At 59.4% G+C, this 23,927-nt stretch carries 25 protein-coding genes; 15 read left to right on the top strand and 10 right to left on the bottom strand.

Features of this window, described 5'->3' with window-relative positions:
• The first annotated feature begins 20 nt into the window (after positions 1-20).
• From ftsZ to EYD00_RS08535, 6 genes are all read left to right on the top strand, one after another.
• Positions 21-1,775 (top strand): cell division protein FtsZ, encoded by a 1,755-nt coding sequence (gene ftsZ, locus EYD00_RS08560; RefSeq protein ID WP_004442782.1) that lies wholly within the window; start codon positions 21-23, stop codon positions 1,773-1,775.
• A gap of 270 nt (positions 1,776-2,045) precedes the next feature.
• Positions 2,046-3,005, top strand: coding sequence for a UDP-3-O-acyl-N-acetylglucosamine deacetylase (gene lpxC / locus EYD00_RS08555; protein WP_004442781.1), 960 nt, complete (start codon positions 2,046-2,048; stop codon positions 3,003-3,005).
• Positions 3,006-3,237: 232 nt separating this feature from the next.
• Positions 3,238-4,104: an outer membrane protein assembly factor BamD gene (locus EYD00_RS08550; protein WP_006697761.1), complete on the top strand. Its 867-nt coding sequence runs from the start codon at positions 3,238-3,240 to the stop codon at positions 4,102-4,104.
• Between the two features lie 15 nt (positions 4,105-4,119).
• Positions 4,120-5,793: a DNA repair protein RecN gene (recN, locus tag EYD00_RS08545; RefSeq protein ID WP_004442779.1), complete on the top strand. Its 1,674-nt coding sequence runs from the start codon at positions 4,120-4,122 to the stop codon at positions 5,791-5,793.
• 115 nt (positions 5,794-5,908) lie between these two features.
• Positions 5,909-8,083 (top strand): NAD-dependent DNA ligase LigA, encoded by a 2,175-nt coding sequence (gene ligA / locus EYD00_RS08540; RefSeq protein ID WP_004442778.1) that lies wholly within the window; start codon positions 5,909-5,911, stop codon positions 8,081-8,083.
• A gap of 62 nt (positions 8,084-8,145) precedes the next feature.
• Complete coding sequence (locus tag EYD00_RS08535) at positions 8,146-9,039, top strand: aminoglycoside phosphotransferase family protein (RefSeq protein ID WP_034498801.1); 894 nt, start codon at positions 8,146-8,148, stop codon at positions 9,037-9,039.
• Positions 9,040-9,043: 4 nt separating this feature from the next.
• Here the strand turns inward: EYD00_RS08535 and EYD00_RS08530 are convergent, their stop codons facing one another.
• Entirely contained in the window at positions 9,044-9,577 is a 534-nt protein-coding gene (locus EYD00_RS08530) for a GNAT family N-acetyltransferase (protein ID WP_004442775.1), read from the bottom strand.
• A 179-nt stretch (positions 9,578-9,756) separates the two neighbouring features.
• A complete protein-coding gene (locus tag EYD00_RS08525; RefSeq protein ID WP_004442774.1) occupies positions 9,757-10,686 on the bottom strand; it encodes a DMT family transporter in 930 nt (309 codons plus the stop codon).
• 197 nt (positions 10,687-10,883) lie between these two features.
• On the opposite strand from EYD00_RS08525, the gene gcvA reads away from it, so the two are divergent.
• From gcvA to EYD00_RS08510, 3 genes are read left to right on the top strand one after another with little or no spacing between them, the layout of a single operon-like run.
• A complete protein-coding gene (gcvA, locus tag EYD00_RS08520) occupies positions 10,884-11,786 on the top strand; it encodes a transcriptional regulator GcvA (RefSeq protein ID WP_004442772.1) in 903 nt (300 codons plus the stop codon).
• 42 nt (positions 11,787-11,828) lie between these two features.
• Entirely contained in the window at positions 11,829-12,437 is a 609-nt protein-coding gene (locus tag EYD00_RS08515; RefSeq protein WP_004442770.1) for a 3'-5' exonuclease, read from the top strand.
• Positions 12,438-12,483: 46 nt separating this feature from the next.
• Positions 12,484-12,975: a CreA family protein gene (locus EYD00_RS08510; RefSeq protein WP_004442768.1), complete on the top strand. Its 492-nt coding sequence runs from the start codon at positions 12,484-12,486 to the stop codon at positions 12,973-12,975.
• A gap of 36 nt (positions 12,976-13,011) precedes the next feature.
• Here EYD00_RS08510 and EYD00_RS08505 read toward each other — a convergent pair whose 3' ends face one another.
• Positions 13,012-13,479 (bottom strand): chemotaxis protein CheW, encoded by a 468-nt coding sequence (locus EYD00_RS08505; protein ID WP_003522339.1) that lies wholly within the window; start codon positions 13,477-13,479, stop codon positions 13,012-13,014.
• A 226-nt stretch (positions 13,480-13,705) separates the two neighbouring features.
• Between EYD00_RS08505 and EYD00_RS25890 the strand changes: the two genes are divergently transcribed.
• The 3 genes from EYD00_RS25890 to EYD00_RS08495 all read left to right on the top strand — a co-directional run bounded on the left by EYD00_RS25890 (position 13,706) and on the right by EYD00_RS08495 (position 15,573).
• The gene (locus EYD00_RS25890; RefSeq protein WP_006697769.1) at positions 13,706-13,864 is read left to right on the top strand and encodes a hypothetical protein; all 159 of its coding nucleotides are present in this window, start codon (positions 13,706-13,708) and stop codon (positions 13,862-13,864) included.
• Positions 13,865-14,005: 141 nt separating this feature from the next.
• On the top strand, positions 14,006-14,614 hold the full coding sequence (sco, locus tag EYD00_RS08500) for a cytochrome oxidase assembly protein Sco (protein WP_004442764.1): 609 nt from the start codon (positions 14,006-14,008) through the stop codon (positions 14,612-14,614).
• 80 nt (positions 14,615-14,694) lie between these two features.
• Complete coding sequence (locus EYD00_RS08495; RefSeq protein ID WP_034498804.1) at positions 14,695-15,573, top strand: 50S ribosomal protein L11 methyltransferase; 879 nt, start codon at positions 14,695-14,697, stop codon at positions 15,571-15,573.
• Positions 15,574-15,721: 148 nt separating this feature from the next.
• On the opposite strand, the gene EYD00_RS25885 is transcribed toward EYD00_RS08495, so the two are convergent.
• Positions 15,722-15,895 carry a hypothetical protein gene (locus tag EYD00_RS25885; protein ID WP_003522343.1) on the bottom strand — a complete coding sequence of 58 codons (174 nt, stop codon included), beginning with the start codon at positions 15,893-15,895 and terminating at the stop codon, positions 15,722-15,724.
• A 293-nt stretch (positions 15,896-16,188) separates the two neighbouring features.
• Between EYD00_RS25885 and EYD00_RS08485 the strand changes: the two genes are divergently transcribed.
• On the top strand, positions 16,189-18,030 hold the full coding sequence (locus EYD00_RS08485; protein ID WP_004442760.1) for an aminopeptidase P family protein: 1,842 nt from the start codon (positions 16,189-16,191) through the stop codon (positions 18,028-18,030).
• On the opposite strand, the gene EYD00_RS08480 is transcribed toward EYD00_RS08485, so the two are convergent.
• Together EYD00_RS08480 and EYD00_RS08475 are read right to left on the bottom strand one after the other, a co-directional pair.
• The gene (locus EYD00_RS08480) at positions 18,027-18,341 is read right to left on the bottom strand and encodes an AzlD family protein (RefSeq protein WP_004442758.1); all 315 of its coding nucleotides are present in this window, start codon (positions 18,339-18,341) and stop codon (positions 18,027-18,029) included. The two genes, EYD00_RS08485 and EYD00_RS08480, sit on opposite strands and share 4 nt — an antisense overlap.
• Positions 18,338-19,057 carry an AzlC family ABC transporter permease gene (locus EYD00_RS08475; protein ID WP_004442756.1) on the bottom strand — a complete coding sequence of 240 codons (720 nt, stop codon included), beginning with the start codon at positions 19,055-19,057 and terminating at the stop codon, positions 18,338-18,340. Before EYD00_RS08475 ends, EYD00_RS08480 begins: the two co-directional genes overlap by 4 nt.
• A gap of 166 nt (positions 19,058-19,223) precedes the next feature.
• Between EYD00_RS08475 and EYD00_RS08470 the strand changes: the two genes are divergently transcribed.
• A complete protein-coding gene (locus EYD00_RS08470) occupies positions 19,224-19,460 on the top strand; it encodes a DUF2164 domain-containing protein (RefSeq protein ID WP_004442755.1) in 237 nt (78 codons plus the stop codon).
• 80 nt (positions 19,461-19,540) lie between these two features.
• Here EYD00_RS08470 and pncA read toward each other — a convergent pair whose 3' ends face one another.
• Positions 19,541-20,167 (bottom strand): bifunctional nicotinamidase/pyrazinamidase, encoded by a 627-nt coding sequence (gene pncA / locus EYD00_RS08465; protein WP_034498807.1) that lies wholly within the window; start codon positions 20,165-20,167, stop codon positions 19,541-19,543.
• A 451-nt stretch (positions 20,168-20,618) separates the two neighbouring features.
• Here pncA and EYD00_RS08460 point away from each other — a divergent pair, with 451 nt between their 5' ends.
• On the top strand, positions 20,619-21,905 hold the full coding sequence (locus tag EYD00_RS08460; protein ID WP_004442753.1) for a DUF2778 domain-containing protein: 1,287 nt from the start codon (positions 20,619-20,621) through the stop codon (positions 21,903-21,905).
• A 12-nt stretch (positions 21,906-21,917) separates the two neighbouring features.
• Here the strand turns inward: EYD00_RS08460 and EYD00_RS08455 are convergent, their stop codons facing one another.
• From EYD00_RS08455 to EYD00_RS08445, 3 genes are all read right to left on the bottom strand, one after another.
• Positions 21,918-22,343, bottom strand: coding sequence for a DMT family transporter (locus tag EYD00_RS08455; protein ID WP_004442752.1), 426 nt, complete (start codon positions 22,341-22,343; stop codon positions 21,918-21,920).
• Positions 22,340-22,822, bottom strand: a complete 483-nt coding sequence (locus EYD00_RS08450; protein ID WP_004442751.1) for a DMT family transporter — start codon at positions 22,820-22,822, stop codon at positions 22,340-22,342. The genes EYD00_RS08455 and EYD00_RS08450 overlap by 4 nt, the downstream gene beginning before the upstream one ends.
• Positions 22,823-23,094: 272 nt before the next feature.
• A complete protein-coding gene (locus EYD00_RS08445) occupies positions 23,095-23,907 on the bottom strand; it encodes a glycosyltransferase family 25 protein (RefSeq protein WP_034498809.1) in 813 nt (270 codons plus the stop codon).
• Positions 23,908-23,927: the final 20 nt, after the last annotated feature.

Here is a 23,927-nt window from a genome sequence, read left to right as displayed (position 1 = left end):
GAGAAAGAAGGAATGTTAAAATGACGATACAGCTGCAGAAGCCTGATATCACAGAGCTGAAGCCACGCATCACCGTCTTCGGTGTCGGTGGCGGTGGTGGTAACGCTGTCAACAACATGATCACGGCTGGCCTCCAGGGCGTCGACTTCGTTGTCGCCAACACGGATGCCCAGGCGTTGACCATGACGAAGGCAGATCGGGTCATTCAGCTCGGCGTCAACGTCACTGAAGGTCTCGGCGCCGGTTCCCAGCCGGAAGTCGGGCGCGCTGCCGCTGAAGAATGCATCGACGAGATCATCGATCACCTTAACGGCACGCATATGTGCTTCGTCACCGCCGGCATGGGCGGCGGCACCGGCACCGGTGCTGCTCCTGTTGTCGCGCAGGCTGCGCGCAACAAGGGCATCCTGACGGTTGGCGTCGTCACCAAGCCTTTCCACTTCGAAGGCGGCCGCCGCATGCGTCTTGCCGAACAGGGCATCGAGGAACTGCAGAAGTCCGTCGATACGCTGATCGTCATTCCGAACCAGAACCTCTTCCGTATTGCCAATGACAAGACGACCTTTGCGGACGCCTTCGCCATGGCCGACCAGGTTCTCTATTCCGGCGTTGCCTGCATTACCGACCTGATGGTGAAGGAAGGTCTCATCAACCTCGACTTCGCCGACGTCCGTTCGGTCATGCGCGAAATGGGCCGCGCGATGATGGGCACCGGCGAGGCTTCCGGTCCGGGCCGCGCAATGCAGGCTGCGGAAGCGGCGATCGCCAACCCGCTGCTCGACGAAACCTCGATGAAGGGTGCGCAGGGCCTCTTGATCTCCATCACCGGCGGTCGCGACCTCACCCTCTTCGAAGTCGACGAAGCTGCGACCCGTATTCGCGAAGAAGTTGATCCGGATGCGAACATCATCCTCGGCGCAACCTTCGACGAAGCGCTTGAAGGCCTCATCCGCGTCTCCGTCGTTGCAACCGGCATTGACCGCGTTGCAGGCGTCGGCGAACAGAACGTTGCCGAAATGCGCGCCGCAGCCGCCGCTGCAAAGCCGCTTATCCGTCCTTCCGCGGCCGTTGCTCCCGCTCCGGCCGCAGTACAGCCTGCCGCAGTTTCGCAGGCACCGAAGGCCGTAGACCCGATCGCCCAGACCATCCGTTCGGCAGAAGCCGAAATGGAACGTGAACTCGGTTTTGCCGCACATCAGCAGCCGGCCCAGGACTTCCGTCCGCAGAGCAAGCTGTTCGCATCCTCTCCGGCTGAAGCACCGGCGGCACTTCGTCCGGCCCAGCCGGTTCAGCAGGCCGCTCCGGCTCCGGTTGCTCCGGCACCGGTCTATCACGCTCCGGAACAGCATGCTGCTCCGGCACCGCGCATGCAGCAGCCGCAGGCTCCCGTCTATCAGGAACCTGCACCGGTTGCCCGCCAGCCTGAGCCGGTTCGAATGCCGAAGGTCGAAGACTTCCCGCCGGTCGTGAAGGCCGAGCTGGACCACCGCACCCATGCCGCTCCTGCTGCCCAGGAAGAGCGTGGCCCGATGGGTCTTCTGAAGCGCATCACCAACTCGCTTGGTCGCCGCGAAGAAGAAGAAGTTCCTTCCGACATGATGGATGCGCCGAGCATGGCGCCGCAGCGCCGCGCACCGCTTTCGCCGGAAGCAAGCCTCTACGCACCGCGTCGCGGCCAGCTCGACGATCACGGCCGTGCAACGCCTGCATCGTCCAGCCACCACGATGATGACCAGCTGGAAATCCCGGCCTTCCTGCGCCGCCAGTCCAACTGAGGGCGATTCCATTAGCCTCTCGAAACGCCCGGATCCGACGATCCGGGCGTTTTGTTTATTTTACGTTATTAACACTAAATTAATTAGCGTTGTCAGCTACTTACGCATGTAACAATCCGAAACGAACAGTGATTTGTCGTGGCACGTACATGTGCGTATGTATGAGGCTGGGTAAAGGAACAGACTGACTTCGCCGGTCGTTAAAACCCGGCTTGAAAACTTGAACGGCGCTGGCCCAAGCGGCGCGGTTTGCAAAAAAGGCATACACTAATGACTATCGGACTGCTCGGATTTCAGACAACTATCGCACATGCCGTTCAGCTTAAAGGCATTGGCGTGCATTCCGGCAATCCGGTCTCGATGACGTTCCAGCCCGCAGAAGCTGGAACGGGCATCGTCTTCCATCGCCTCCATGACAATGGCAGCGTCACCGAGCTGAAGGCAGTGTCTGCCAATGTCGGCAATACCGATCTGTGCACCGTGCTTGGCCGTTCGCTTTCCCAGTCGGTAGCGACGATCGAGCACGTCATGGCCGCCATCTACGCCATGGGCCTCGACAACCTTGTCGTCGAGGTAGACGGTCCGGAAGCGCCGATCATGGATGGCAGCTCTGCTCCCTTCATTGAAGCGATCGAATCGGTCGGCATCAAGAACCTTGGCGTGAAGCGCCGCTATATCAGGGTCACCAAGCCGGTGCGTATCGATTCGGGTGCGTCCTGGGCGGAGTTCCGTCCTTATGACGGTACGCGCTTCGAGGTCGACATCGATTTCGACACGCCGCTGATCGGCAAGCAATCCTGGAAGGGTGACCTGACGGCAGAGACGTTCAAGAACGAACTGTCGCGTGCCCGTACTTTTGGCTTTATGCGTGATGTCGAGCGCCTTTGGGCCGCCGGTTATGCACTGGGCTCCTCGCTTGAGAATTCGGTTGTCATTTCCGACGACAACAGCGTCATCAACATGGAAGGCCTGCGTTACGCCAAGGACGAGTTCGTCCGCCACAAGACGCTTGACGCGGTGGGCGACCTGGCACTTGCGGGCGCTCAGTTCATCGGTTGCTACCGTTCTTATCGCGGTGGTCACAAGGTCAATGCCAATGCGCTGAAGGCCCTGCTGAGCGACCGTACGGCTTACGAGATCGTAGAGGCTCCGGCCGCACGCAACCAGATGGTGCGCGCCCGCGAATTTGTGGCCGTCAATATGCCCGAATTCGCGCCCTGGTCCGCGTAAGGTCTTTTGAAGGCTATCAATTGACAGAAAAGCCGCTCCTCCGGGGCGGCTTTTCCGTGAGACGGAGCAGGAAGTTGCAAATTATCGCCGGATAATCGTGCGATTGCATGGGGTGATGCCATAAAAATGCGTTAATGCGTCATCATTGCGTTGCCCTGCGGATGCTTTTATGGCTAGAACGCCAATACAAAGCCGATGCTTATGTATTTGCGCGGGAAGTGGGAACTGTCGAATGAAGCATGTAGGGTCTGGTGCAATGAAGGGTACGATGCGAGGGATCGCCGTTTCGTTGATGTTGGTCGGCGCGAGCGTCGTCGTCACTGCCTGCCAGTCCGATCCGGATATCGACATCACCAAGCTTGGCGTGGAGACCGATCCGCCTGACGTTCTGTACAAGCAAGCGCTGGCGAACATGAACAAAGGCAATATGACGGAAGCCTCACGCAAGTTCGAGGCGATCGACAAGCAGTACCCCTTCACGGAATGGGGCCAGAAGGCGCTTGTCATGCAGACCTTCATTGCCACGCGCACCAACAAGAACGATGTGGCAATCACCACCGGTAGCCGTTTCCTGCGGCAATATCCGCGTTCCAAGGACGCCGCTTACGTTCAGTACATGATCGGTCTTGCCTATTCGAAGCAGATTTCCGACGTCACGCAGGACCAGCGCGCCGCGCAGCGCACAGTTGAGGCGATGAACAAGGTCGTCAACGACTATCCCGATTCGGAATATGTCGCGGATGCGCAGGCCAAGATCCGTTTCGCCCGCGATCAGCTTGCCGGCCGCGAAATGCAGGTCGGTCGTTATTACCTTGAGCGCAAGGAATATCTCGCCGCCGTGTCGCGTTTCCGCATCGTCGTCGAGCAGTACCAGAACACCAACCAGATCGAGGAAGCGCTGGCGCGTCTGACGGAAGCCTATTACGCGATGGGCCTGGTGGACGAAGCGCAGACTGCGGCTGCCGTTCTCGGCAACAACTATCCCGACAGCCAATGGTATGCGGATTCCTACAAGCTGCTGAAGGGCCAGGGCCTGGAGCCGCGTGAGAATAAGGGGTCCTGGATTTCGCGCGCCGGCAAGAAGCTCATCGGCGCCTGAGACGGGGCATAGGCCATGCTGGTCCAGCTCTCAATTCGCGATATCGTTCTCATCGAAAGGCTCGACCTCGGTTTCGAGGCGGGCCTTTCCGTGTTGACGGGCGAGACGGGTGCGGGCAAATCCATTCTTCTCGATAGTCTCTCGCTGGCGCTTGGCGGCCGCGGCGATGGCGGCCTTGTGCGCCACGGGGAGGAAAAGGGGCAGGTCACCGCGACTTTCGAGGTGCCGAACAATCATCCGACAAGGCTTCTCCTGCGCGAAAACGGTCTCGATGACGATGGCGACCTGATTTTCCGCCGCGTGCAATCTTCCGACGGGCGCACCAAGGCCTATATCAACGATCAGGCCATCAGCGTGCAGATGATGCGCCAGCTTGGTCAGATGCTGGTCGAGATTCACGGCCAGCATGATGATCGTGCGCTTGTCGATACGGATGCGCACCGCACGCTGCTGGATGCCTTTGCCGGGCTGAGCGAAGAGGCTCGCGCTGTTCAGGCATTCTATCGCACCTGGAAAGATGCTGACCGGGCCTTAAAGACGCATCGCGCAAAAGTCGAGGCTGCGGCGCGAGAGGCGGATTACCTGCGCTCTTCCGTCGAAGAATTGGAAACGCTTTCGCCGCGCGATGGCGAGGAGGATGAACTGGCCGAACGCCGGGCGGTGATGCAAAAATCCGAACGCATCGCTGGCGATATTGCTGAAGCCAGCGAATTCCTGAACGGCAATGCTTCGCCCGTGCCTGTCATAGCATCCATGATGCGGCGTCTGGAGCGCAAGAGCCACGAGGCTCCCGGCCTGCTGGAAGACACCGTGCAATTGCTGGATGCCGCGCTGGACAATCTTTCCAATGCGCAGATGGAAGTGGAAGCGGCGCTGCGCCGCACAGAATTCGATCCGCGCGAGCTGGAGCGGGTGGAGGAGCGGCTGTTCGCGTTGCGCGCCGCCGGACGCAAATATAATGTCGCCGTGCCAGACCTCCCGGCCCTCGCCGAAAAAATGGTGGCCGATCTCGCCGATCTCGATGCCGGCGAAGAAAAGCTTGGCAAGCTCGAGGCCAATCTCGGCGTCGTGAAGGCTGATTTTGACCGTGCCGCGCAGTCGCTTTCCGACAAACGCCGTAATGCAGCGGAAGCGCTTTCCAACGCTGTCATGGCCGAGCTTCCGGCGTTGAAGCTGGAGCGGGCGCGGTTTACCGTCGAGGTCACCTCCGATCCCGAGCAGGCGACGGCCGACGGCATCGATACGGTGGAATTCCACGTGCAGACCAACCCGGGCACGCGCCCAGGTCCGATCATGAAGGTCGCATCAGGCGGCGAATTGTCCCGCTTCCTGCTGGCGCTGAAAGTGGCGCTGGCGGATCGCGGTTCGGCACCGACTCTGGTGTTCGACGAAATCGACACGGGTGTCGGTGGCGCGGTGGCGGATGCCATCGGCCAGCGGCTGCGCCGCCTGTCCAAAACCGTGCAGGTCCTTTCCGTCACCCATGCGCCGCAGGTGGCGGCACGGGCGGCGACCCATCTTCTCATTTCAAAGGGTCCGTCCGGCGATGGAAGCGAGCGTATCGCCACGCGCGTCGCCACGATGGAGCCGCAGCACCGCACCGAAGAGATCGCCCGTATGCTTGCTGGCGCGTCCGTGACGGACGAGGCGAGGGCTGCTGCCGCTCGTCTTCTCGCAGCCAAGGACTGACCTTCGCGGCAATGCCAGTGCAGTGCCTTTCGGCATTGTGAGCTCAGCGGCAAAACTGTTTTTAATGTTTGTTATTTCGGCTAAAAGCGTTCGGTAATTCCGAAAAGAGGCCGTCATGTCGAAAGACCAGAAACCCGTTGAAAACCTCACCGAGCTTGAAGCCTCTTCGGAGCTTGCATTTCTGGCGGCCGAGCTTGCCCGCCATGACGCGCTTTACCACGGCAAGGATGCGCCGGAGATTTCCGATGCGGAGTATGACGCGCTGAAGCGGCGCAACGACGCCATCGAAGCGAATTTCCCGGCGCTGGTGCGGGCCGACAGCCCATCGAAAAAAGTAGGCTTCGCGCCGCTTCCGACCTTTGCGCCCATCGTGCATGCGCGACCGATGCTGTCGCTCGACAATACGTTCTCGGAAGAAGATCTGCGCGACTTCGTCAGTTCGGTTTATCGTTTCCTCGGGCATCTGCCTGATGACTCTATTGCTTTCACTGCGGAACCGAAGATCGACGGGCTTTCCATGTCCATCCGCTACGAAAACCGCAGGCTGAAGACAGCGGCGACGCGCGGTGACGGCACGACCGGCGAAAATGTCACTCCCAATATCAGGACCATCAAGGAAATTCCGAACGAGCTGCCCGCCGACGCGCCCGATGTGGTGGAAGTGCGCGGCGAGGTCTATATGGCCAAAAGCGACTTTCTGGCGCTCAACGCCCAGATGGAAGCGGAAGGCAAGCAGACCTACGTGAACCCGCGCAATACTGCCTCCGGCTCCCTGCGTCAGCTGGACGCCAATGTGACGGCGAAACGCAAGCTGCGGTTTTTCGCCTACGCCCTCGGCGAGGTTTCGAATGGCGGTCAGCCGACGCGGATTGCTGATACCCAATATGGCATCGTCGAGAAGTTCAGGGAATGGGGTTTCCCGGTTAATCCGCTGATGAAGCGATTCACGTCCGCCCAGCAATTGCTTGAGCATTATAATGAAATCGGTGTTGCGCGGCCCGATCTCGATTACGATATCGACGGTGTGGTCTACAAGGTCGACCGGCTTGATCTGCAGGAACGGCTTGGCTTCCGCTCGCGCAGCCCGCGTTGGGCGACCGCGCATAAATTTCCAGCAGAGCAAGCCTTCACGACGGTTGAAAATATCGAAATTCAGGTTGGCCGCACCGGCGCGCTGACACCTGTCGCGCGTCTTACCCCCATCACTGTCGGCGGTGTCGTCGTTACCAATGCCACGCTGCATAATGCCGATTATATCGAGGGCATCGGGAATAGCGGTGAGCGCATCCGCCCGGAAGATCACGATATCCGCATCGGCGACACTGTTATCGTGCAGCGGGCCGGCGATGTCATTCCGCAGGTTCTGGACGTGCTTCTGGAAAAGCGACCGGCCGGGGCGGCAAAATACGCCTTCCCGGAAAAATGTCCGGTCTGCGGCAGCCATGCGGTGCGGGAGCGTAATGAGAAGACCGGCAAGCTCGATTCGGTCACGCGCTGCACCGGCGGTTTCGTCTGCCGGGCCCAGGCGGTGGAGCATCTGAAACATTTCGTCTCGCGCAATGCCTTCGATATCGAAGGGCTGGGCACCAAGCAGATCGATTTCTTCTTCGAAAGTGACGATCCTGCGCTCTCGATCAAGACCGCACCCGACATCTTCACGCTGAAGGCGCGTCAGGATGCTTCCCATCTGACCAAGCTCGAAAATATCGACGGTTTTGGCAAGGTCAGCGTCAGGAAGCTGTTCGACGCCATCGATGCCCGCCGCGAGATCGATCTGCACAGGCTCATCTTCGCGCTGGGCATCCGCCATGTGGGTGAGACTACGGCGAAGCTTCTGGCGCGCTCCTATGGCACTTACGACCATTTCGAAGAAAGCATGAAGGCGGCGGCGGATCCCGCAAGCGATGCGTGGGCCGAGCTTAATGCCATCGACGGCATCGGCGAGGTGGTGGCCCGCGCCATTGTCGAGTTCTACAAGGAGCCACGCAACCTAGACGTCATCGATCGGCTGATAAGGGAACTTCGTCCGAAAGAGGCGGAAAAGCCTTCTACGGAAGGCAGCCCGGTGGCAGGCAAGACGGTGGTGTTTACCGGCTCGCTGGAGAAGTTTACCCGCGACGAGGCGAAGGCCCGGGCGGAAAGTCTGGGCGCCAAGGTTGCCGGTTCCGTTTCGAAAAAGACCGATATTCTGGTGGCGGGGCCGGGAGCGGGCTCCAAGCTTGCCAAGGCGGCGGAACTGGGCGTGCAGACCATGGATGAGGACGAGTGGCTGGCGCTGATCGGCGGCTGAGGGGCGTCATGGAAATATTGTCCTCTGCCGCTAGAGCTTGTGCCTGAGACGGAGGGTAAGGCATGGATGACCGCATCGTCGTCAGCGCAGAGCAGGTCGGGGCGCTGGTTGACAGCCAGTTTCCTCAATGGGCGGCGTTAGATGTTCGGCCGGTGGAGCTGAGCGGCTGGGACAATCGCAGTTTTCGCCTTGGCGATGAAATGCTCATCCGCATGCCGAGCGCCACCCGTTACGTGGCGCAGGTCGAGAAGGAGCATCGATGGCTGCCAACGCTTGCGCCTTTCCTGCCTTTTCCGATCCCTGCTCCAGTAGCGCTCGGGCAGCCGGGGCAGGGTTATCCGTTCCGTTGGTCGGTCTATCGCTGGCTCGAAGGGGAACCGCTTGCTCAGCATCTGGAGAAGGTCGATCTGTCGGTCATTGCCATTGATGTCGCCACGTTCTTGAGATCATTACATGAGGCGGATGCTGTGGATGGCCCGGTCGCAGGGGCGCATAACTTTCACCGCGGGGGCTCGCTTGCAGTCTATGACGGGGAAACGAAGGCCTCGGCGGCGCGGCTTGCCGGTGAGGTGGATCAGGCGCTGGCTATCGAGATATGGCAGCTTGCGCTTTCGAGCCATTGGCAAAAGCAGCGGGTGTGGGTGCATGGCGACATTGCCGAGGGCAATCTGCTGGTGAAGGACGGCAGGCTTTCGGCCGTCATCGACTTCGGCAGTTCCGGCGTAGGCGATCCGTCTTCTGATCTCATTCTCGCGTGGAATGTGCTTGATGCTGAAAGCCGGGCTGTTTTTCGCAGAGCGCTCGATCTGGATGAGGCCACATGGCAGCGCGGGCGCGGGTGGGCCTTATGGAAGGCGCTGATCGTTCTGGATGCCGAGCGCGGCCGTGACGAAAAAATGGCCGAATGGTCGCGCCGGACCATTCGGGAAGTGTTTGCCGACCACTTGTGCAGCTAACCGACTATCGAAGTCGTGCCATCACGTGGGCATCAACGTATTTGCCATCACGATAGGCGTCGTTGCGCAGGGTGCCTTCAAGTTCAAAACCGAATTTCTCGTAAAGCCGGATCGCGGGGAGATTGTCGGTGAAGACGTTGAGTTCGATGCGGCGGATATCGTGCCAATTATCGGCGGTGTCGATCAAAGCCGCCAGAATGTATGTTCCGACACCTCTGCCGGCAAAATCGTCGTGGACACTGATTACCAGATCAGCAATGTGGGACTGTCTTCCTGCCCTGCGGAACAGTCCTGCATTGGCAACGATCTTTCCCCGCCATTCGCCAACGATGGCGATATCGTTGGGGCCGCGGTTCTCCATCGATTTTCGTGTTTTTTCAACCGACTGAAATGGTTGTCGAAGCGTGCCGTGACGGACGCCGGGCAGGTTGAACATTTCTGTCAGGGCTTCAGCGTCGTCCAGACGCGCGGCGCGCAGGACGACTTCATTCAAGCTGAATTGCGAATCTTCATTACCGGCAAATTTCACAGTCTGCATGCCTGTCTCCTCGGGCGTATGGGAGCAGGAGTGCGAACCCTGCTCGACTGGCAGGGTGGAAATGGATCGCTTAACGCGACGACATACCTTCCCCTGCCGGGTGGCCGGTGATGGTGTGACGACGGGTGGTGTTCTGCTTCGCGATCATGGGCGCACAATGCTTTTGCCGTGTAATTCTGTCAAGCAGGTGCGTTGCCCAGCAGGCTTCTGAGTTTTGACGGCAGCCTGCCGTCGATCGCCGCGAGACCCGCAGCAATCATCGCCATGCCGGCGAAGTGCTTCATTTCCAGTTGCTCCCCTAGAAGCAGGGAACCGAGCAGGATGGCGCTGACGGGGATGAGGAAGGTGACGAGGGCAAGGTTGGTGGCGCCGGCGCTGGCAAGAATGCGGAAGAAAATGAGATAGGCGAGCGCCGTCGAGAGCAGTGCGATGCCGACAAGCGCGCCCCACGTGCCGAGGCTCGGCATGGCGAGTGTCCATGGTTTGTCGATGAGAAGGGCGGCCGGGATCAGCATCAGTGCCGAAGAGGAAATCTGGCCGGTGGCGGTCATCAGCGGCGGCACGCCCATGGCCTTGAAGCGGCGGCCGAATATGCCCGCGAAGGCATAAGAGATAGCCGCGCCGAGGACGGCGATCTGGCCCCAGAGGCCGGATGAGCCGGTAAAGGCGGCAGGGCCGATCATGGTCGCCACGCCGGCGAAGCCGACCAATACGCCGGTCAGCTTATTGCCAGTCATCTTTTCATCAGTGGTGAGAAAATGCGCGACGATAACCGTGAAGAGCGGCGTTGTGGCATTGAGGATCGAAGCCAGTCCGCTGGCAATATGGGTCTGGCCCCAGACGATCAGGCAGAAGGGAATGATGTTATTCAGAAGGCCCATGCCGAAAAAGGCGCGCCACACCGCCCATTGCCTCGGCAGGCGAAGGCCCATGATGCGGCAGACGAGCTGAAGCGCGATTGCCGCAAGGGTAACACGCAGTGCGACGATGGTGACGGGAGGCAGTTCCTTGACCGCAACACCGATGAAAAAGAACGATCCGCCCCACAGGAGCGAAAGCGCGACGAGCATCGCCCATTCGCGGGCATCCATCTGTTTCTGTATCGCCATTATCATCTCCAACGCATGAGCATCGACATGATCGCAGACGGGATCCCCGCCATCCACCCGATATTGGTTGAGTAAATCTCAAGCTCGGAGGTGATGGGTTTTCACGTCGCTCTGTGTCTTGTTGCGTTCATTTACTCTCTGTTTTATGATGTTTTCAAACGATTGTTTCTCGTTCGATAATTGAGTTGAGCTAAATCATGTCCGCCGAACTCCCGTCTCTGAAAGGGCTGCAGGCCTTCGAGGCCGCAGCGCGCTATCGCAGCGTCACGCTTGCCTCCAATGAGTTGAATGTCACGCCCGGCGCCGTCAGTCTGCAAATCCGGGAGCTGGAGGCGCGGCTTGGTGTGCAATTGTTTTTTCGCAAGCCGCGTAGCATCCAGCTGACGCGCGAGGGGGAGCGTTATTACGGCGCGCTCCGCACCGCTTTCCGGATGATGCGCGAGGCGACGGCGGAGCTGACAGCGCGGTCTGAGATCACCGTTTTGACGCTGAGCTGCACACCGACCTTCGCCGTCCAATGGCTGATGCCGCGATTGCCCGCCTTCCAGCAGCAGCACCCGCAGGTGGATGTGCGCATCAGCGTCACGAACCGATTGGTGGATTTTTCGAGGGACGACGTCGATCTGGCCGTCCGGCACGGTTTCGGACGGTACGAAGGGCTTGAGAGCATCCGCTTCATTGATGACAGCACGTTGCCGGTCTGCTCGCCCCAGCTTCTTGAAAAATACGGCCCGCTACGGGAAGCGGGCGATCTGAAATCGGTCCCGCTGCTGCATGATGAAAACCGCAATGAATGGCGGCGCTGGCTGGAAGCGGCAGGTGCAGCGGAAGTCGACGCGTCCGGCGGCACCGTTTTCATCGACAGCAACGGCGCGCTGGATGCCGCCAAGGCCGGGCATGGCATTGCACTGACCCGGCGTTCGCTCGTTTCCCGCGAGCTTGCCGAAGGTGCATTGATTGCGCCATTCGGTAAGGACATGGCCAGCACGCTCGCCTATTTCCTCGTTTATCCCAGGCGTATGCTCGATAATCCCGATCTCGTGACGCTCATCGACTGGATGCTTTCGGAAGCGCATTCCAGCGAAGCCGGTTCTCTTTGAGGCCGATCCGGTTTATGCCGGAAGAAACAACGGGAATCACTCTTGAAAACCATCGCCATCGACTTCGAAACCGCGAATGAAGAGCGGGGCAGCGCCTGCTCCGTCGGCCTTGCCTGGATAGAAGACGGGGCGATCGTTCGTGTCGAGGAACGGCTGATCCGGCCGAAGGACATGCGGTTTTCGCCCTTCAACATCGCCGTGCACGGCATCCGCCCTGCCGATGTCGAGGATGCGCCGGAATTTCCCGAGGTGATGGAGGAGTTCATCGACGACTTCCATGGTGCGACGATGATAGCCCACAATGCCGCCTTTGATTTCAGCGTCATGCGCGCGTCCTTCGACAAATATCGACAGTCCTATCCCGATCTTTCCTATCTGTGCAGCGTCAAGATCGCCCGGCATGTCTGGCCCAATCTGGTGTCGCACAAGCTGAATGTGATCGCTCATCACCTTCAGCTGCGTTTCGTGCACCATAATGCCGCGGAAGATGCCGTTGTCTGCGCGGCCGCGTCGATTGCGGCGGCCAAGGCATTGAGTGTCGCCCATATCCGCGATCTGCCGGAGAAAATCGGCATGGTGGCCGGTCGACTTACCGCCACGGGCTACCAGCCGTGCAGCATGAAAAAACGGCCTGCCGCCCGGGTTGCGTAACGGTGGCTTCCACCTATGTTTGAAGCAGCGTAACGGAGAAGATGCGATGACAAAGAAAACTCTGTCGGGCTTGTTTGCGGGCTTTCTGGTGTTGCTTCCGGTGACTGCGGCGAATTCGCAGGTGGTTGGCGAGGTGGGCGTCGACTGGATCGGCAATGATATCATGATAGAGGCGATCGCTGATCCGAAGATCAAAGGCGTGACGTGCCATGTGACCTATTTCGAGCGTGGCGTCATCGACCGGCTGAAAAACGGAAACTGGTTCGAAGACCCCTCCAACAACGCCATCTCCTGCAGCCAGACCGGGCCGGTGGAGATTGGTGACATCAATCTTTCGAAGGGCGGCGAGGAGGTGTTTCGGCAGGGGATGTCGCTGGTCTGGAAGAAACTCGTCGTCAGCCGCGTCTACGACAAGGCCAATGATACGCTGATTTATCTGGTGCACGCGCGGGAACTGACCGATGGTTCCGCCAAGATGGCGATATCGACGGTGCCGCTCTATAACCAGCAGGTGACATGGGAAAAGGGCAAGCCGTAATGCTCGCCCCCACAATTGCCATGTCGATGCCGTGGATTACGCGGCTTCGCGCGCCAGTTCGTCGGCGATAACCGTATCGAGGTTGAGGAAGCAGACCATGCTTTTTTCCAACGCGACGATGCCGCGGCAGAAGCTTCGCTGTTCTTCCGGAATGATATCGGGCGCGGGCTGCAGGTCTTCGGAGCGGATGGTCATCATGTCGGAGACCTGTTCCACCAGAAGGCCGACCAGCTTGCCGCCGATATCGGTAACGATGATGGCGGAGCGCTCGGAGGGCTCGGTCATTTTCATGCCGAGGCGGCCGGCCATGTCGATGACGGGAATGACGGCGCCGCGCAGGTTGATGAGGCCGAGAACATAAGGCGGGGTGTGCGGCATCGGGGTCACCGGCGCCCAGCCGCGGATTTCGCGGATCGCCATGATATCGATGCAGAATTCCTGATCGCCCAGATGAAAGGAAACGATTTCGAGATATGCGCCGGATTGCTTGATGGCGTTGGACATGACGGCAGGTTTCCTCTGATGGCTCTCTAACAGGCCCACGCAGGATTGAGCTTTATGCGGCGGCCGGAGAATGGACCGGGAGACATCATGTCGAGGCTTGAAAAGCCGCTGGGGTCATAATGCATGGCAAGATTTTAAACTTTCCCTAACAATTCTCCATCTCGCCACGGCAAACTCCAGTATTTTACCGGTTTTCGACTGTGCGTGGACGGGCTATGATAGGAACATGAACGCGCTCGTTTCCCATCCTCTGAAGTTTATTCTGGCTGGACTTTCCGTGGTGGCTTCGCTTGCCATCGTGCTTCTTGCGTTTGACGGCTGGGTGCGGCACGGCACCGATATTTTCCTTTCCGCCGTGCAGAGCGGTATCGCCTGGTGCCTGTGACGCCGCGCCGTCGTCGGGCTTTGTGACAAATCAGCGCGGTCGGCTCAAATACGGCCAGTTGATTTGCCGTCGCCGCCGTCCTTCGCTATCTGTCTGTCGGACGCCCGGACACGGCGCCGGCTTTCGGGGTAGGATTGGACAATGAGAAATATTCGCATCGTATTGTGGGCGGTCGTGATCGTTCTAGCCGGCGTCGTCAGCTGGCTGACGATCGAAATGACGAAGACCCGCGAGCAGATGGTGGAGACCGCCTATGGCGTGCCGTTCGAACTGACGGCTCAAACGGGTCAGCCGATTACCGAAAAAGCCTTTCAGGGCAAGCCGACAGCGCTGTTCTTCGGTTTCACCCATTGCCCGGAAGTCTGCCCGACGACCCTGTTCGAGCTGAATGGCTGGATGGAGAAGGTGGATCCGGCCGGCGACAAGCTGCAGGCCTATTTTGTTTCCGTCGATCCCGAGCGTGATACGCCTGAAATCATGCAGCAGTATGTGTCCAACGTGTCGAAGCGGATCACCGGCATTACCGGACCGGCCGACAAGATTGCCGAGACGCTGAAAGGCTATCGCATCTATGCCAAAAAAGTGCCGGTGGATGAGAAGGACCCGAACGGCGATTACACCATGGATCACACGGCATCCGTTATCCTTCTCGATGCCAATGGCCGTTTTGCGGGAACGATCGCCTATGGTGAAAATCCCGATGTTGCCGAGCAGAAGCTTCAGAACCTGCTAAAGGGCGCGAAGGTTTAATTGCGTTCGGCTTATTGGACTGAGGGCGGTTTTGTGGCAAAGGCAGATTGAACAGCCGAAGCCAGAGGAAAAAGCCTGCCGTGAGCGAAATCCGACTTTACGTCACCACGACCGAAATCAAGGCCGGTGAAATTCTCGATTTGATGTCGGACTATTTCGGCGAGGAGGATGTTGCGATCGCCACGACCGAGGTGGACGAGAAGCGTGACATCTGGGAAGCCTCTGTCTATTTGATGGCGGAGCAGGAAGAGGAATTTCGCGAGCGCATCAGTACGCTGCTTGCGCCGGCCTTTCCGGGCCTTGTCATCGAGAAGGAGTTTGTTCCTGATGTCGACTGGATCGCCAAATCGCTTGAAGGTTTGAAGCCTGTCCGGGCAGGGCGTTTCATTGTTCACGGCGCTCATGATCGCGACAAGGTGCGGCCGAACGATCTGGCCATCGAAATCGAGGCGGGACAGGCGTTCGGCACCGGCCATCATGGCACGACGGCGGGGTGCCTCGAAATGATCGAAGAGGTTCTGCGGGCGCGGCCCGTGCGCAACGCGCTCGATCTCGGCACTGGCAGCGGCGTTCTGGCCATCGCCGTGCGCAAGATGCGTCCTATTCCCGTGCTTGCGACGGACATCGATCCCGTCGCTGTGAGGGTGGCGAAGGAAAATGTCCGGCTTAACGGCATTGTTTCGGGCATGGTGCTGGAGACGGCGCCGGGTTTTCACTCGGACGCCTTCCGCAAGCATGGCCCGTTCGATCTCATCATCGCCAATATTCTCGCGCGGCCACTCATCAAGATGGCGCCGCAGCTCGTCACGCATCTGGCACCCGGCGGCACTGTCATCCTGTCGGGCATTCTGGCGTCACAGCGCTGGAAGGTGCTTTCCGCCTATAATGGCGCAAGGCTTTCCCATGTCCGCACCATCTGGCGCAATGGCTGGGTGACGCTGCATCTTCGCAAGGACTGAAGCTCTCGCAACATTTATTGCGGACAGAAGAAAAAGGCGGCGCTTTCGCGCCGCCTGAAAACCCGCGAGCCTGGGAGGAGCTTGCTCAAGCGGGTAGACGTATTCCTGTCCGGACGCGGGGTAGGGAGGAATGCCGCGCCGGATAAAATCAGAATACGTAGCTGGACTTTGCCTTGCGACGCAGATCGGCGCGGTTCATGCCGAGCGCTTCGAGCGACTTGTCGTCGAGGTTCAGAAGGGCGGCGTTGACATGACGGCTGACCTGACGCTCGCGTGCTTCAACGACGCGATCGAAGGCGGTGCGGAGGAAAGATTTTGCCATTGCTTCAAATCCTTGTTTGCCAGGAGAGTGTCTCTCTCGCTGTGTTGATCCTGATATAAGCGATGTGTTTTTGTTTGGTTAGAGGGTATATTTCAGGGTAGGAATGCATTTTTTGCATATCACTAAGCCTTCAGTATTACTTATTTCGCAAAATATGCCCAATTTATCACCGCAATCCCGGGCATCACTTATGTCTTGAAACCGGCTTTGTCCGCGTGGCATTGTCGTTGCGCGCCAACGATTTGATGGTGCCGACAAACAGCTTTCTCCATGTCAGTTCCCGAAAGATGCCCATGTTCCAGACCTTCGAAAACAAATCCGCGCCGCAATTCGGCAAGGCTCGCGTCGAGGCGCTGCGCGCCGGTTTCGATGCCCTCGGTATCGATGGGTTTCTGGTGCCGCGTGCCGATGAATATCAGGGAGAATATGTGCCTGAGTGCGCCGAGCGCCTCTCATGGTTGACCGGATTTACCGGTTCCGCCGGCATTGCACTGGTAACGCGGACGGAAGCGGTGGTATTCGTCGATGGGCGCTATACGACGCAGCTAAGCTCGCAGGTTGACCAGACAGTGTTCACTGGTGGTGATCTGGTCGGTGCGCCACCTTCCGTTTGGCTTGCCGAACATGCTCCAAAGGGTTTCCGGCTTGGTATCGATCCGTGGCTGCACACCGGCGCCGAATTGAAGCGGCTGGAAAAGGCGATCGCCGGCAAGGGCGGTTCAATCGTTCTTCTGGAAAAGAACCCGCTCGACGCGCTGTGGCAGGACCGTCCCTCCGAACCGCTGGAGCCCGTCGTCATCCAGCCAGAGGCATTTACCGGCGAGCTGGCGAAGGAGAAGATTGCCTCACTGGCGGAAACCGTTTCCGCAAAGGGGGCAGATGCACTGCTGGTGACCGACCCTTCGTCCATCGCCTGGATTTTCAATGTTCGCGGCAACGACGTGCCGCATACACCGCACCCGCTCGCCCGCGCGATCATTTATGCAGATGGCAGGGCCGATATTTTTCTCGACAAGCGCAAGACCGGCATCGAGGCCGAGGCCTATCTGGCGCAGCTCGCGACACAATTGCCGCCGTCGAAGATCGCGGATCGCCTGCACGCCATTGCCAGCGCCAAAGGCCGGGTGATGGTGGATGCCGATCTGACGCCAGTGGCGCTGACCGGCGCAATTACCGCAGCGGGCGGCTCCCTGATCGAGGAAGCCGATCCAGTCCGTCTGCCCCGCGCGCGCAAGAACAGAGCTGAGCTTGCCGGTTCCGCCGCCGCCCATGTGCAGGATGGGGCGGCCATGGTCGAATATCTTTGCTGGCTGGATCGCCAGCAGCCCGGCACGGTGACGGAAATCGACGCCGTCAAGGCGCTGGAGGCGGCTCGCGTCAAGGTGGGGCAGGGGCTGCAAAACCCGCTCAAGGATGTCTCTTTCGACACGATTTCCGGGGCCGGCGCACATGCCGCCATCATCCATTACCGCGTCACGACAGATACGGATCGCACACTTGCCGATGGTGAGATGTTCCTCGTCGATTCCGGTGCGCAATATGTCAACGGCACCACGGACATCACCCGCACCGTTGCCGTCGGCAGCGTTCCGGAGGAGCAGAAGCGCTTCTTCACGCTGGTCCTGAAGGGCATGATCGGCATAAGCACCGCACGGTTTCCAAAGGGAACGCGCGGTTGCGATCTCGATCCGCTGGCGCGCATCGCTCTCTGGAAAGCTGGCGCGGATTATGCCCACGGCACCGGCCACGGTGTCGGTTCCTATCTTTCGGTGCATGAGGGGCCGCAGCGCATTTCGCGGCTGTCGACACAGGAGCTTTTGCCCGGCATGATCCTGTCGAACGAGCCGGGTTATTATCGTCCCGGTGCCTTCGGCATCCGTATCGAAAACCTCATCTATGTGCGCGAGGCGGAAGAGGTGGCCGGAGGCGACCAGCCAATGTTCTCTTTCGAGACGCTGACATGGTGCCCCATTGACCGACGGCTGGTGGTCACCGCACTTTTAACTGACGAGGAGCTCAACTGGCTAAATGCCTACCACACAGGCGTGCTGGAGAAGCTTTCTCCCCTGATAACCGACGAAGAAGTCAAGGCGTGGCTCGTTGGGGCGACCAAGCCATTGGAGCGGGTTGCTTAAAGCAGCCCGAAATGCCGGATGGCGATGACGATGGCCCAGCCGATGGCGAGCATCGTCAGGCCGGGAAAGCGCAGGCAGACCAGAAGGGCGCCCACCATGCCGATCTTCACCTCGTATCCGCCTTCAAAAAAGGCGGGTGCGACGAGTGTGGTGAGAACCGCCACGGGAACGGCGTTCAGGCCCGCCTCCATCCGCGGCGGGATGGATTTCATCCGCGTCATCAACACATAACCGCCGATGCGGGTGAGATAGGTGGCGATGGCGGCTAGTGCGATCAGGAAAATCGTATCTGCGTGCAGAACGTTACTCATGGCTTTTCCACCCCATTCTCAGAATTCGTCGCGCCATTCGGTTTCGGCGGATAGAGGACCGCGACGAGAATTCCGGCGACGGCGCCGAGACTGACATGCCACGGCGAACCGACGATGTGATAGGCGACCGTTGCGCCGACTGCACTTGCCAGCATGACAGGGTAGAAATTTTCTCGCTGACGGAAGCTCAGCACCATGCCCATGAAATAGATCGGGAGCAGGACATCGAGGCCGATGGCTTTCGGGTCGCCGATCATATTGCCGAGCGATGCGCCCAGAATGGTCATGGCCAGCCACAGCACATAAACGGGTGCCGCAAAGCCCATGTACCAGGAAAAGCCCACCGTGCCGGTATTTTCGTATTTCCTCACCGATTCGGCGAATTGCGGATCCACCAGCACGAAGAAACCCGCGGCCTTCTGCAGGAATGACCAGTTCGAGATCATTCTGGCAATGGCGGCGGAATAGAGGATATGGCGGAAATTGACGGCGAACACGGAAAGAACGATCAGCCAGGGGGCAACCTTCTGGCCGAACAGTTCGATACCGACGAGCTGGCTTGCGCCGGCGTAGACGGTGCCGCTCATGATCGTGGCTTCGGTGACGCTCAGCCCGTTATCGACCGCGACCGCGCCGAACAGCGCACCGAAAGGGGCGGCGGAGAGGGCGATCGGAAAACCGCCCTTCAATCCCTCGCGAAAATCTTTATTGAACATCTCTGGAACTCCTTGCCGCCGCTCTATCGCCGTCCCGTCCGACTGGCAAACGAATTGCATGAATGGATCGATTGATTAACTTGAAGCTTCCGTTACGGTATGGTGCCGGCGGACGGTCTCGTGGCCGTCTTCCGACGCCGCTAAATAATCAGACCATGGAAGATCGATGCTGGAGAAGCAGGAGAAGGCCGCGTTGGCCGCACGTGTCCGGAACTATCTTGCCCGGGAAGCCGAAGCCGAAATCGGCCTTCTGCAGGCGGAAATCTTCGTGGATTTTCTGGCGGAGGAATTGGGATATGTGTTCTACAATCAGGGGCTTCGCGATGCGCAGGCGGCGATCCTGAGACGTCTTGAGGACGCGGCGGGGGATATAGACGTGCTGGAGAAACCGAAGCCGCGCTGATGCACCCACCGCGCAGACGCCCGTCAAAAGGGCTCCTGTGGCGAGCACAGCAATCGGTAAAGTGGTAGGCACAGCTCCCTTTAATCGCGCAATATGTCGCGGCTTTTAAGAATGATTGCGCCTTTTTCACGCATCGTCGCAATCGCGGCCTTTATACCCTGCGGGTCGATGCCGCGGCTGGCATCTTCGATGAAGCGGACTTTGACGCCGGGCAGCATGTCCAGCGCATCGAGCACCGAAAAACTGACGCAATAATCGGTGGCGAGGCCACAGACATCGAGTTGCGTCACGCCCTGTCGGGTCAGATAATCGGAAAGCCCCGTCGTCGCGCCCTGGTCATTGTCGCGAAAGGCGGAGTAGCTGTCGACAGCGGGGTTTTCGCCTTTCTGCTGAATGTAGTCGAAAGCTTCCGTCTTCAGATCCGGGTGGAATTCCGCATCCGCCGTGCCCTGCACGCAATGGTCGGGCCACATCATCTGCGGTTTGCCGGAGAGTTCGCCCATGTCGAAGGGTTTCTTGCCGGGATGCTGCGAGGCGAAACTGCCGTGGTTTTCCGGGTGCCAGTCCTGCGAGGCGACGATGAGGTCGTAGCCGCCATTGTCGATCAGGGCATTGGCAGTCGGCACAACCTTGTCTCCATCGGCAACGGCCAGATTGCCGCCCGGGCAGAAACCGTTCTGAATATCGATGAGCAGCAACGCCTTCATGATGGCCTCCCTTTTCCGGGCAGGATGCCAAGCTGCTCCTGGGGGATCAAGCCTTTTTCCGCCTGCCCGGCATGTGCTGTGGTGGGGAGCAGCGACCTTTCATGTCGCACTCCTGCCGCATTTCCAGCAAATTTCCGGCAAAGTCGGAAATTACCTGACAATACGGCGGAAATTTTTCAAGGCCAATGACGCCATTAGGGCGCTTCCCCGGGACCACGCGGTGCACAGGCACCCGGTATCCGCGTAAGTCATTGTTTTGCCTTAGCCCCACAATGCGCAGACCTTAACGAAATATTTTTGCAGGGACTCGTAAACACTTTGGTTACCATAATTCGTCATGCTTCGAACCAGTCAGTTCCGAAAGCGGCCCGGTGTTCGCCCGTTCTTCGGATGTCCCAAAATCCCTCCGGCGTCGGCCGGGTATGCGTGAACGGTTCGAGTAACGAGTATCATGGCGTTTTCTGCTGCGGCCTATAACGGCGCCGGTCTTGCCGGTTCGCATTCCCTCAAGAGAGGCAAATCCTTTTCGTTCGGGCGAATGTCGGCGCTTCTTGGTGGCGGTGCCTTTGCCGGCATTTTTGCCTTTGCCGCTTTCGCTTCGCTGCACGGCATGGCCGCCGCCTCGCATGGCGTCGGACAATTTGAAAAGACCCTTGTGGCAAGGCTGGATACCGCCGAGGCGGCGATTGCCCGCACGGCGGCGCGTGATATTCACGTCCGCAAGTTTTCCCGCCTGAGCGACCACAGTCACGGCCAGCAGAAGGCCGTCCGCCTTGCCGGCATCATGCCGGAGATCGGCGCGAAAGAATTCGGCGAACGATTTGGCGCGGCGGCGAACGCCAAAGGACAGGCGACCGTCAAGGAACTTGCCGCGCTTCAGCCTTCCGCGATCGTCGATTCGGCGCTTGGACGCACCTCCGAGGTTGCCTATCAGAGCGCCGTTCCGCAGCATCCGGCATTCGAAGTGGCGCTGGCCCGACCGCAGGTCGAGGAAGAGGCAAGCAGTCTGCTTCCCGACGACGTGCCGCTGCCAAGCTTCAGACCTGATGTCGCGACAGCTCAAACGGTCGAGCCGTCACCGCGTCCTGCGGCAACTGCCAAGGCGGATGAGCGCGTTCCCGCTATCGCCTCTGCGCCTGCTTTCGATGCGCCGGTTCCGCTGCGGGCGCCGCAGGTGCCGAAACAGAGCACCGGCGCCATGCTGGCCTTCGCGAAACCGGATAATCCGATGCGTGAGCCAAGCAAGATGGATGCGGTTCCGTGGCCTGACCGTGGCAATGGCACGGCGATCTACGATATTTCTTCCGGCGTGGTGCACATGCCGAATGGCGAGAAACTGGAAGCGCATTCCGGTATCGGCAAGATGCGCGACAATCCCGATTATGTTCACGTCAAGATGCGCGGGTCCACACCGCCTTCAAGCTACAAGCTGACAATGCGCGAGGCGCGCTTCCACGGCGTTGAAGCCATTCGCCTGACGCCGGAAAACGGTGTCAATCCGCACGGCCGCGACGGGCTTCTTGCTCATACATACATGCTGGCGAAACGCGGCGAATCCAATGGCTGCGTTGTGTTTCGCGACTATTCCCGCTTCCTCGCGGCCTTCAAGCGCGGTGAGGTCAAGCGCATGGTGGTCGTGCCGAAGCTGAACGGCAACCGCCCGACGCTTGCGAGCAGCGGTGGTAAAAGCGGCGGCAAGACGCTGCTCGGCATGTTCTCGCGCGGCAGCGACTCGTGACTGCGCGAATATTTAACGGCTGCGCCGCTGCGTCAGCACCATGCCGGCCAGAATGAGCAGGATGCCGAGAGCGCTGGCCCAGACTTTCGGCGGATGATCGCTGAAAAGATCGAGCATCACACCCGAGACCATCTGGCCGCTTATGACCAGAAGCGCGGTGTTGACCGCGCCGATGCGGGGGATGAGCCAGCTTCCCGAAGCGATGAAGACGACGCCGATGGGGCCGCCGATAAAGGAAAGCCAGGGTGCATCGGCCGCACCCGGTGGAATGAGGCCGCCGACAACGAGTCCGATCACGGTCAGCACGGCAAAACCGACGATGTGGTTCCAGAAAGACGCGATGAGCGGCGAGTTTGACAGGCTGAGTCGGCCGTTGATCTGGCGGCTCAGCGCCACGAAGACGCCGCCGGTAAAGGCCATGGCGATCCAGACGATCATGCCGTTCTCCCGACAAGGATGATGAGTGCGCTGCCGCATAGAATGAGCGCCACTGCCGCCATGTCCCGAAGGTCCGGCTTTCTTCTGGGCAGTCCGAACAGACCGAAAATATCAGCCAGAAGGCTGAAGATGACCTGTCCACCAAGTCCGAGCGCAATGGTTCCCGAAAGCGCCAGCGGTGAATTGACGGCGGTGGAGGTGAGGATGACGATCGCGGCACCCACAACGCCGCCGCAATAGGCCCAGAGCGGCGCTTTCGGTTTTGCCGGGGCCGAAAGGTCTTTCTTCGAACGCATGATAGCCAGATAGACCAGCGCCGCCACCGTGCCGGTGCCGTGCGCCGTCCAGGAAGAAAACAGCGCGTTGCCGTAATGGGCCAGCTGTCCGTTGAAATGCACCATCAGCGTCAAAAGACAACCGCTGGCGAAGGCGGCGGCGAGATGCAGCGGATTCAGGCGTGGATGCGTCGTGTCTGTCATGTCGGATCGGAAAAGCTGAAGATGGACACGAGCTTTAGCCCATCTGCGCCTGAATCGGAATCGAATTGCGAGAGCTGGCGGATTTGGACGAGATTATCCTGTGCGTTGCGGAACAAGCGATGTGGCCACGCATTATTGCAGCATGAAGAAAACGACACGCAAACCGTTGAACCGGATGACGATTTTCGTCGTCTCGATTTTTATTGTCGGAGCCGTTGTGGCGGCAATTTATCTCATCGGCTTCACGCCCGGCGAAGTGTAAGACGGAGCGATCAATGACCGGCTGGGGCGGCGTTGCCCTTGCCGCGTTCCATTGCAACGCGCGCCCTGGCGACCGCGAAGCGAATACCGCGCAGCAGGAACCGGCTGGTTTCCAGATAGGCCCGATAGGGCAGGACAGTGAAATACCGCCAGCGCGGCAGGCGGTAAATGCGCAGATTGTTCTGGATCTGGCTTTCACCATCCGCATCCTGTGTGGCGCAGAGCGGATAGATGAAGGCGGCCTTCAAGCCGGAGAGATATTCAAGATCGAAGGCGATATCGTAGGCGAGCCGCATCGGGATGAGCTTCGATATCCATTGCCCGGCGCGACGGTTGACGAGATAGGCGCCTGAGCCTTTTTCGCGTGTCAGCGCAATGGCGAGCGAGCGACCGTTCGAGAGCGGACGGAACGGAAATTTCCGGCCATTGCTGACCGTCGTGAGACGCAGCAAGTCCCAGTCTGAGCCATTCAGCGCCGCCTCATCGATCGCATTTAGAAAATCATCATCGAAGATCACGTCATCCTCGAGGATGAGCGAGATATCGGCATCGCCTTCCATGAATTTTCGGGCGCAGGCGACATGGCTGAGATAGCAACCGATTTCCGGAGGTGACGTGCGGCGGCCATGCATCAGCATATAGGAAATTTCGCTGAATTCCGGGATTGGATAATTCAGCTCCCTGCCATTGACGCCTGGGATGCGCTCCGCCTTGAGACCCATGGCATCAAGGCGCGCGGTCATATCCGCGAGGCGCTTGGTGGCGCCGTCCATGTTGATCAGGAAAACCGCAAGCTTGCGCTGGCTTTTCGGCAATATATGCAAAGCAGTCCTCACCCGGTTCT

It is taken from the genome of Agrobacterium sp. 33MFTa1.1 (genome assembly GCF_004328495.1).
Lineage (GTDB): Bacteria > Pseudomonadota > Alphaproteobacteria > Rhizobiales > Rhizobiaceae > Agrobacterium > Agrobacterium pusense.
Note: the sequence above shows the minus strand (reverse complement) of the source record. Positions and strands in the feature narration are given on the sequence as shown.

Bases quoted from the DNA above. Each gene is read 5' to 3' on its own strand.
- EYD00_RS25890 (WP_006697769.1), top strand. From the start codon at position 13,706: ATGAACGCGCTCGTTTCCCATCCTCTGAAGTTTATTCTGGCTGGACTT.
- EYD00_RS08480 (WP_004442758.1), bottom strand. From the start codon at position 18,341: ATGAGTAACGTTCTGCACGCAGATACGATTTTCCTGATCGCACTAGCC.
- EYD00_RS08475 (WP_004442756.1), bottom strand. From the start codon at position 19,057: ATGTTCAATAAAGATTTTCGCGAGGGATTGAAGGGCGGTTTTCCGATC.
- EYD00_RS08470 (WP_004442755.1), top strand. From the start codon at position 19,224: ATGCTGGAGAAGCAGGAGAAGGCCGCGTTGGCCGCACGTGTCCGGAAC.
- EYD00_RS08535 (WP_034498801.1), top strand. From the start codon at position 8,146: ATGGATGACCGCATCGTCGTCAGCGCAGAGCAGGTCGGGGCGCTGGTT.
- EYD00_RS08525 (WP_004442774.1), bottom strand. From the start codon at position 10,686: ATGGCGATACAGAAACAGATGGATGCCCGCGAATGGGCGATGCTCGTC.
- EYD00_RS08460 (WP_004442753.1), top strand. From the start codon at position 20,619: ATGGCGTTTTCTGCTGCGGCCTATAACGGCGCCGGTCTTGCCGGTTCG.
- sco (WP_004442764.1), top strand. From the start codon at position 14,006: ATGAGAAATATTCGCATCGTATTGTGGGCGGTCGTGATCGTTCTAGCC.
- recN (WP_004442779.1), top strand. From the start codon at position 4,120: ATGCTGGTCCAGCTCTCAATTCGCGATATCGTTCTCATCGAAAGGCTC.
- EYD00_RS25885 (WP_003522343.1), bottom strand. From the start codon at position 15,895: ATGGCAAAATCTTTCCTCCGCACCGCCTTCGATCGCGTCGTTGAAGCA.
- EYD00_RS08450 (WP_004442751.1), bottom strand. From the start codon at position 22,822: ATGACAGACACGACGCATCCACGCCTGAATCCGCTGCATCTCGCCGCC.
- lpxC (WP_004442781.1), top strand. From the start codon at position 2,046: ATGACTATCGGACTGCTCGGATTTCAGACAACTATCGCACATGCCGTT.
- EYD00_RS08510 (WP_004442768.1), top strand. From the start codon at position 12,484: ATGACAAAGAAAACTCTGTCGGGCTTGTTTGCGGGCTTTCTGGTGTTG.
- EYD00_RS08505 (WP_003522339.1), bottom strand. From the start codon at position 13,479: ATGTCCAACGCCATCAAGCAATCCGGCGCATATCTCGAAATCGTTTCC.
- gcvA (WP_004442772.1), top strand. From the start codon at position 10,884: ATGTCCGCCGAACTCCCGTCTCTGAAAGGGCTGCAGGCCTTCGAGGCC.
- EYD00_RS08530 (WP_004442775.1), bottom strand. From the start codon at position 9,577: ATGCAGACTGTGAAATTTGCCGGTAATGAAGATTCGCAATTCAGCTTG.
- EYD00_RS08550 (WP_006697761.1), top strand. From the start codon at position 3,238: ATGAAGCATGTAGGGTCTGGTGCAATGAAGGGTACGATGCGAGGGATC.
- pncA (WP_034498807.1), bottom strand. From the start codon at position 20,167: ATGAAGGCGTTGCTGCTCATCGATATTCAGAACGGTTTCTGCCCGGGC.
- ftsZ (WP_004442782.1), top strand. From the start codon at position 21: ATGACGATACAGCTGCAGAAGCCTGATATCACAGAGCTGAAGCCACGC.
- EYD00_RS08455 (WP_004442752.1), bottom strand. From the start codon at position 22,343: ATGATCGTCTGGATCGCCATGGCCTTTACCGGCGGCGTCTTCGTGGCG.
- ligA (WP_004442778.1), top strand. From the start codon at position 5,909: ATGTCGAAAGACCAGAAACCCGTTGAAAACCTCACCGAGCTTGAAGCC.
- EYD00_RS08485 (WP_004442760.1), top strand. From the start codon at position 16,189: ATGTTCCAGACCTTCGAAAACAAATCCGCGCCGCAATTCGGCAAGGCT.